Origin of the sequence: Brevundimonas sediminis, from assembly GCF_048799765.1 — a bacterium.
Classification (GTDB): domain Bacteria; phylum Pseudomonadota; class Alphaproteobacteria; order Caulobacterales; family Caulobacteraceae; genus Brevundimonas.
Genome location: NZ_JBLYQK010000027.1, coordinates 24055 through 31126, shown reverse-complemented (window position 1 = coordinate 31126; position 7072 = coordinate 24055). Strand labels below are relative to the sequence as shown.

Genomic DNA, 7072 nt, shown 5'->3' with positions numbered 1-7072 from the left:
GATCGACGGGCGCGACTACGCCTTGCGCGGCGGAGCGCGCGACGCCGCGAACGCCGGGGCCGCCGCCGACCGTGCGCGCGCCATCCTCGCCGCCCTGCCCGCCTCGCGCGCCCTGACCCTGACCTCCGGAAAGGCGCAGGCCGCCCTGCCCACGTCCGGCATTTCCGCGGCCCTGTTGTGGATCGATGAACGGCAGGGGCGGCTGGAGACGACGACCGCCCTCCTCCGTCGGGGCGAGCGCCCGGCCTCGGCCGTGCCCGCAGCCCCGCCGCTGCCGCGGGTCATTCCGGCCGCGGCGATCTCCCAGAGAGGGTTCGAGGGAGCGGCCAACCCGCTGGAGGACGACTCCGAAGGCCTCAAGCTGCCCGTCGCCATTGAGGGCCTGCAGGCCGTGAAGGATTGCCGCGCCGAGGGGAACGCCTTTCTGAACAAGGCCATCCTCGGCGCGCGGCTGGACGGTCAGACGATCCTCTGGGGCGTGCCCTGCGGCAGCGGCGCCTATAACGCCACCTATGTCCTGTACCTGAGCCGGCCGGACGGTTCGAATGTGCGCCCGGCGCCCCTGCCCGAGCGCACCCCGCGCAGCGAGGGCGACATCGGCGGTGAAGGGCCGTGGCTGGTGAACCCGGTCTATGACGCCGCGCACCGGACCCTGACCGTCTTCCCGCGCGGACGCGGCCTGGGCGACTGCGGAACCATCACCACCTGGACCTGGACCACAGGCGGATTCGCCCTGTCCGAGGAACGGTCGATGGGCGACTGCTGGGGCATGACGCCGGACGTTTGGCCGACGTTGTGGCGGACGCGGGGCTGACGACTGGCCGAGGCCGTCAGAGGCTGTAAGGTCGGCGCCTCTCAGGAGGGGTGACGGGTCATGCGGTTGACGGTTCTGGCGGCCACGCTGGTTCTGCTGGCAGGGTGTGGGAACGAGCCTGTCGCGCAAGCCGTGGCGGCGGTCCCGACACAAAAGCCGGAGATGAAGACCTTCCGTGACTGGTGGGACGCCTGCGGAGCCTTCAACACCTGTTCGGCCTATGCGCAGGCTGTCGATTACGGGGTCGGCTGGATCCGGGTCGGACGGGAGGCCGGACCGGACGGCAAGGCGATCATCGCCGCCGGATTCGCGCCCGATACCCGTGAGGGCGAACTGGCGTTGATCGTCGACGGGGTTCGTTGGCCGTTGTCCGACGGCGACGGCGGTTGCCCGGACTGCGCCCTGCCGGACACGGACTGGGGCGAATACAGCGGTGACGGCGATGCGCTGGCCAGAGCTATCGCGCAGGCGCGCGAAATCCGTGTCGCCCACGGGAAGGAAAGTCAGGCTCTGAACGCCTCGGGCGCGGCGGCGGCACTGCTGTGGATCGACGAGCGACAAGGGCGGATCGGGACGACGACCGCCTGGCTGCGACGTGGAGACCGCTCGGCAAACACCGTGCCCGCGGCCTTGCCCGCGCCGGTGGTGACGGCTGCGCCCGCGGAGCAGCAGACCGGCTTCGATCCCGAAACCCGGGTCACGCCCGCCCCTGTGAAGCGACTGGCTGAAGCCTGCCGGGCCAGCGAAGACACGGGCGACGAAGGCGAGTCACGCCTTCCCTCGCCGGAAGGCGCGAGGCTGAACGCCTCGACAGAACTCTGGGGCGTGGCCTGCGGAGAGGGCGGATATTTCTCGCTGCTCCACGACTGGTATCTGACCGGCCCGAACGGGGTGAACCCGAGACCGCTCGCCCTGCCCTCCGCAGACGGAACCCAACTCGACCAGACCACCAACGGCGCCTATGACCCCGCGACCCGGACCCTGAGCATGTTCGAGAAGGGGCGCGGGATCGGCGACTGCGGGATCATTCGGTCGTGGGTCTGGACCGGCGAGCGCTTCGAGCTGTCGGAGGAGATCGTCTCGGACCTCTGCGCGGGCGTTCCGTGGGATCACTGGGCGGCCCTGTGGCAGGCGGACGTCAGGCGCTGACGCCCCTCCGGGGCCCTGACCAGCTCGTCGCCGTCGCCGGCGCGGCGCCATAGGGATGGCGGTTCCGGTGTCCGCATGCAGGATCAGCCCGAACGCCATAGGCAGGAGGCTGCCGGCGTTCGGGCTGGCGGCCCCCGAAAGGGCCTGCGGTCAACGTGGGGGGAAAGGGCCTTGGCCCGCGCGACCGGATACGGGGAAGCTCAGCGCCGGTTCGCGGCGTCGGAACCGGGGCGGGCGCGAAGGCGGCGGCGCGTGCGGCTGCGGCGCCAGTCCTCAAGCACCGAAAGCCAGCCCCATGCGGGTTCCTTATGCGTGTGATGCATCTCTTCCATACCGGCCTCCTCTGTTCGGCTCCTTCGATAAAGGAATGATCGACTTGACAGGTCGGCGGGACAAACCAGATTGGCGCACCACCTCATAAGGTTCACTTATGGCCGATCCCCTGTCCGGCATTCCGCTCGCCTCGATCCGCGTGTTCGAGGCCGCCGCGCGCCTGAGAAGCTTCACCCGCGCCGCCGAGGAACTGGGCATGACCCAGGCGGCGGTCAGCTGGCAGATCAAGGCGCTGGAAGGACGGCTGGGTCAGAGCCTGTTCCGCCGCCTGCCGCGCGAGGTCCAGCCGACCGAGGCCGGCGAGCGCCTGTCCAGCGCCGCGACGGAATCGATCACCCTGCTGCGCCGCGCGATCAGCGACCTGACCGAGGCGGACGAGCACATCCTGTCGATCACGACGCTGGCGACACTGGCGAGCCAGTGGCTGGCGCCGCATCTGGGCGCCTTCCAGCTGTCGAACCCGGGACTGGCGGTGCGGCTGGACACCAATCCGGCGCTGCTGGACCTGTCCCGCGAGGGGTTCGACGTCGGCATCCGCTCGGGTCACGGGGAGTGGCCGGGGCTGGAGAGCCAGCTGTTCATGCCGTCGATCTTCACCCCCCTGTGCAGCCCGGCGATGGCCGAGCGGCTGAACCTGAAGGCGCCCTGCGACCTGCTGGAGGCGCCGCGGATCGGGATGGAGAAGGAGTGGGCCGAGTGGTTCGCCGTCGCGGGCCTGAGCGAGGGCCGCCGCCCGGCGATCCGCCTGACCGCCGACTATCAGGTGCTGGAGGTCGCGGCGGCGCTGGGCGATCAGGGCGTGGCGCTGGGCTCGCCCATCCTGTTCGCGCGGGAGCTCCGGGCCGGTCTGCTGGTCCGCCCGTTCCGCCAGACGGTGTCCTTCCACACCGGCTACTATCTGGTCTGGCCGGAGGGCCGGCGGCGGTCGCCCAAGATCCGGCGTTTCCGCGAATGGCTGGTGTCGGTCGCCGACGCGGACCCCGCGGTGATCGAGGCCCGCGCCGGAGGCTAGGCGCGGATCAGCCCCTCCAGCACGGCCAGCGGGACGGAGCCGTTGGCCAGCACCTCGTCGTGGAAGGCGCGCAGGTCGAAGCCCGGCTTGGCCGCCTCCTCCGCCCGCAGCCGGGCGATGACGGTGTGGCCGATCTTGTAGGCGCAGGCCTGGCCCGGCATCGAGGCGTAGCGGTTGATCTCGCTGTTGGCCGCCCCGACCGGCTTGGCGCCCGAGGCGACCATGTAGTCGACGGCCTGTTCGCGGCTCCAGCCCCTGGCGTGCAGGCCGGTGTCGACCACCAGACGCACCGCCCGGAACAGGTAGGACATCAGGAAGCCGACCCGACCCAGCGGGTCATTGGCATAGACGTCCAGATCGTCGGCGGCGACCGCCTCGGCATAGAGCGCCCAACCCTCGTTATAGGCCGAGAAGCCGTTGGCGCGGCGGTACCGGGGCAGGCCTGTGTTCTCGCGCTGCAGGGCGACCTGCAGGTGATGCCCCGGCGAGGCCTCGTGCCAGGTCAGCGTCGGCAGGGCGAAGCGGGGCCAATTCCTCGCCTCGCGCAGGTTGATGTAGTAGGCGCCCGGCCGTGAGCCGTCGAGCGGCGGCCCCTGGTAGTAGCCGCCCGGGGCGCCCGCCTCGATGGCCGGCGGCACGCGCCGCACCTCGACGCCCGCGCGCGGCAGATGGCCGAAGACGCGGGGCAGCAGGGGCTGAAGCGCCTGCACCTGACGGTTCAGGTCGGCGATCAGTTGCGCCTTGGCCTCGTCGGTCTCGGCATAGAGCTGGGCCGGGTCCTTGTTCAGGGCGTCGATGCGCTCGCCGACCGTGCCCCGGGTCATGCCCTGCGATCTGAGGATCGCGTCGATCCCCGCGCTGATCTCGGCCACCTGCTCCAGCCCGATGGCGTGAATCTGGTCCGCCGTCAGGGTGGTGGTGGTCCAGTGCTTGAGGGCGTGGGCGTAGAAGGCCTCGCCGTCAGGCAGGCGCCGGGTCACGCCCGCCTCATGCACCGCCCGGGGACGCAGCGCCTCGAAGACCTCGATCTGGCGGGCCAGGGCCGGCTTGACCTCCGTCTCGACCAGACGCGCGGCGCGCTCACCGTAGCCGGAGAGGCCGAGGGCCGAGGCCTTGCGCTCCAGCGCGCGGACCATGGCCATGTCGGCGGCGACCTGACGGTGCAGGGCGCGCAGCTGGCCGGTGGTCAGGTCGATGATGAAGTCGGGCGGGATCACGCCGCCGGCGGCGTCGGCGCGGATGCGGACCGTCTCGGCGTCGACGGCCGGGCCGAAGGCGGACAGGCGCGACAGGAAGGCGTCGGCGCCGTCGCGGTCCTCGACCCGGTGCTGGTTGTCCAGGAAGTCCGGCACGGTGAAATAGGCGCCGGTCAGCTGGTTGACGACATAGGGCCCCATCCGCCCGCCGCCGAGCGCGGCGCCGTAGTCGAAGCCCGCCCCTGCGGCCGTCGTCTCGATCCGGAAGGCGGCGACGGCGTGATTGACCTTGCCCGCCGCGGACAGGTCGTTCGGCCCGCCGAAGGCGCGGAACACGCGCAGGCGTTCGACCGCCTGCGCCCGCTGGTCGCGCCATGAAGACTGGCTGTAGTCGCTGAGCTTGCCGGACAGCCCCGCCCGCGCGCCCCGGTCGAGACCGAGGTTGGTGGCGCTCTCGGGCGACCGGTCGACGTCCTCGTCGAACCAGACCTGCAGCAGGGCGTCCAGCTCGGCGTCCGGGTCGCGGGGCGCGGCCAGGGCGGCGCCCGAGGCGGCGAGCCCCGCCCCCGCGGCGGCGGTGATCAGAAGACGGCGGCGATCCATGGTCATAGGCGCTTCCCTTGTTGTCACTGGCCGGACGCCGCCAGGGCCGCGTCGGCAGGCGGCCGTCAGCGGGTCAGGGCTCGGCGCTTTCCGCACCGAGCCAGGCCGTCCGGAAGGCCAGTTGCCGGCGGGTCGGCGCGCCGCCCGTCGTCTCGATGCGGACCAGCTCGACGTTCGGATCGTTGCCGAGGACCAGCTGGCCGGTGCGTTCGATCCCGCGCTGAATGAAGCGGACAGCAACCGTGTCGCCCGGCTTCAGCGCCTTCAGCGCGTCGTCCCAGTTCGCCTGACTGTCGATCGCGGCGTCGCCGAGGGTGACGATCTCGTCCCCGCTCTCAAGACCGGCCTCGTACAGCGGCGTGCCGGGGACGGTGGCCGTCGCCAGACGGACCGTCTCGCCCGAAACCTGCAGCCGGACCGGCCCCGGCCACGCGGCGGTCGGGTTGCGGGGGCGCATCAGAATGCCGGCCTGCGCCAGCATGGGCTGGATCTCGGGCAGGTCGCTGCCCTCGATGCTGAGGGCGAAGAAGGCGTCGGCGAAGGCCTGGTCGCCGGTGACGGCCGCCAGACCCTTGCGCAGGTCGTCGGGGGTGTAGGGGACGCCGTTCACCCCGTGATGACGCCACATCCAGCGCATGTAGTCGTCCAGCGTCACATCCCGGAAGCGGTCCCGCAGGGTCAGGTCCAGCGACAGGGCCAGGGCCGCGCCCCAGGTGTAGTAGCTGACGAAGATGTTGGGGTTGTTCGGGTCGATGGAGGCGGCGGCGTCGACGAAGGGCGCGCGCAGGCTCATCTCCTGCGGCGAGCCGTAGGCGCGGGCCGGGCTGTTGCGGACGGCGTTGTACTGGCCCCCGACGTTGGCCAGGAAGGCGTCGACGTCCGACACTCCGGCGCGGCGGATGGCCAGCGGGCCGTAGTAGTTGGTGAAGCCCTCGGCGAACCACAGGGACGGGGTCGGGTTGGCGCGGGTGAAGTCGAAGGGCTCCAGCTCGCGCGGACGGATGCGCTCGACATTCCAGGAATGGAAGAACTCGTGGCTGAGGGTGCCGATCTGGCTGTAGTTCCCCTCGGCCAGCGAGCGCGAGCCGCTGATGATGGTCGAGTTGCGATGCTCCATGCCGTCGCCGCTGACGTGGGGCAGGTAGTCGGCGATGAAGGTGTAGGTCCCGTAGTCGAAATCGGGCACGTCGCCGAAGACGGCGATCAGCTGATCGACCACGCGGCGGGCGCGACCGGCGAAGATGTCCGCGTGTTCGTCCGTACCGGGATCATGCAGGGCGATCCGGATGGTGCGTGGCGTCCCGTGGTCATCGACCGTCCACTCGCGGACCCGGTGGTCGCTGAGCTCGGTCGGGCTGTCCATCAGGTACTGCAGGTTCGGCGCGGTGAAGACGGTCGGGTCGGCGGTCGGCGCCAGCTGGGTGGCGATCCGCCAGGACGGGTCCGGCGCGCGGAAGGTGAGCTCCACCGGACGATCGTCCTGGCCGCGGGCCCACAGCAGGGTGGCGGGCATGTTCAGGTGGGCGTGGGTGGCGTCGATCTGGGCGTAGGTGCCGTCGGCGCGGTCGCCGAACAGGGTGTAGGTGACCGTCACGGTCCCGTCGTGCCCCGCGACGGTCCAGCCGTAGGGGTCCGTGCGTTCGACGACCAGGGGGCGGCCGGCGCCGTCGACGGCGGTGAGCGAATAGACGTTCTTTGCGAACTCATGGATCGCATAGCGGCCGGGCGAGGAGCGGGACATCTCGAGCCGCACCGGCCCGCTTCCCATGTCGCGCCAGGTGGCCGTGATCCGCGCCTCGTGGTGGGCCGCGTTGTCGAAGCTGAGCGCGTAGCGCACCGGCGGGGCCGTCTGGGCCAGGGCGGGGGTCGCGAGACCGAGCGACAGAACAGCCAGACTGACAGCGACGCACTTCATACAGAAACCCTCCGGAACCCGGCGCGGACCGTGGCGCGGGCGACGGCGGC

The 7072-nt window shown here is 71.2% G+C and carries 5 protein-coding genes; 3 read left to right on the top strand and 2 right to left on the bottom strand.

Annotated features, from left to right (window positions below; translation table 11 throughout):
* The 3 genes from ACLQ7T_RS13100 to ACLQ7T_RS13090 all read left to right on the top strand — a co-directional run.
* Positions 1-814: DUF1176 domain-containing protein (locus ACLQ7T_RS13100; protein ID WP_420479822.1), on the top strand; the 814-nt coding region annotated here is incomplete at its 5' end.
* Positions 815-874: 60 nt separating this feature from the next.
* Positions 875-1963, top strand: a complete 1089-nt coding sequence (locus ACLQ7T_RS13095) for a DUF1176 domain-containing protein (protein WP_420479821.1) — start codon at positions 875-877, stop codon at positions 1961-1963.
* Positions 1964-2393: 430 nt separating this feature from the next.
* Positions 2394-3308: a LysR substrate-binding domain-containing protein gene (locus tag ACLQ7T_RS13090; RefSeq protein WP_420471617.1), complete on the top strand. Its 915-nt coding sequence runs from the start codon at positions 2394-2396 to the stop codon at positions 3306-3308.
* Here the strand turns inward: ACLQ7T_RS13090 and ACLQ7T_RS13085 are convergent.
* Positions 3305-5113, bottom strand: coding sequence for a DUF885 domain-containing protein (locus tag ACLQ7T_RS13085; protein WP_420479820.1), 1809 nt, complete (start codon positions 5111-5113; stop codon positions 3305-3307). The two genes, ACLQ7T_RS13090 and ACLQ7T_RS13085, sit on opposite strands and share 4 nt — an antisense overlap.
* Before the next feature lie 67 nt (positions 5114-5180).
* A complete protein-coding gene (locus ACLQ7T_RS13080; RefSeq protein WP_420479819.1) occupies positions 5181-7022 on the bottom strand; it encodes a M61 family metallopeptidase in 1842 nt (613 codons plus the stop codon).
* Between the last annotated feature and the right edge of the window lie 50 nt (positions 7023-7072).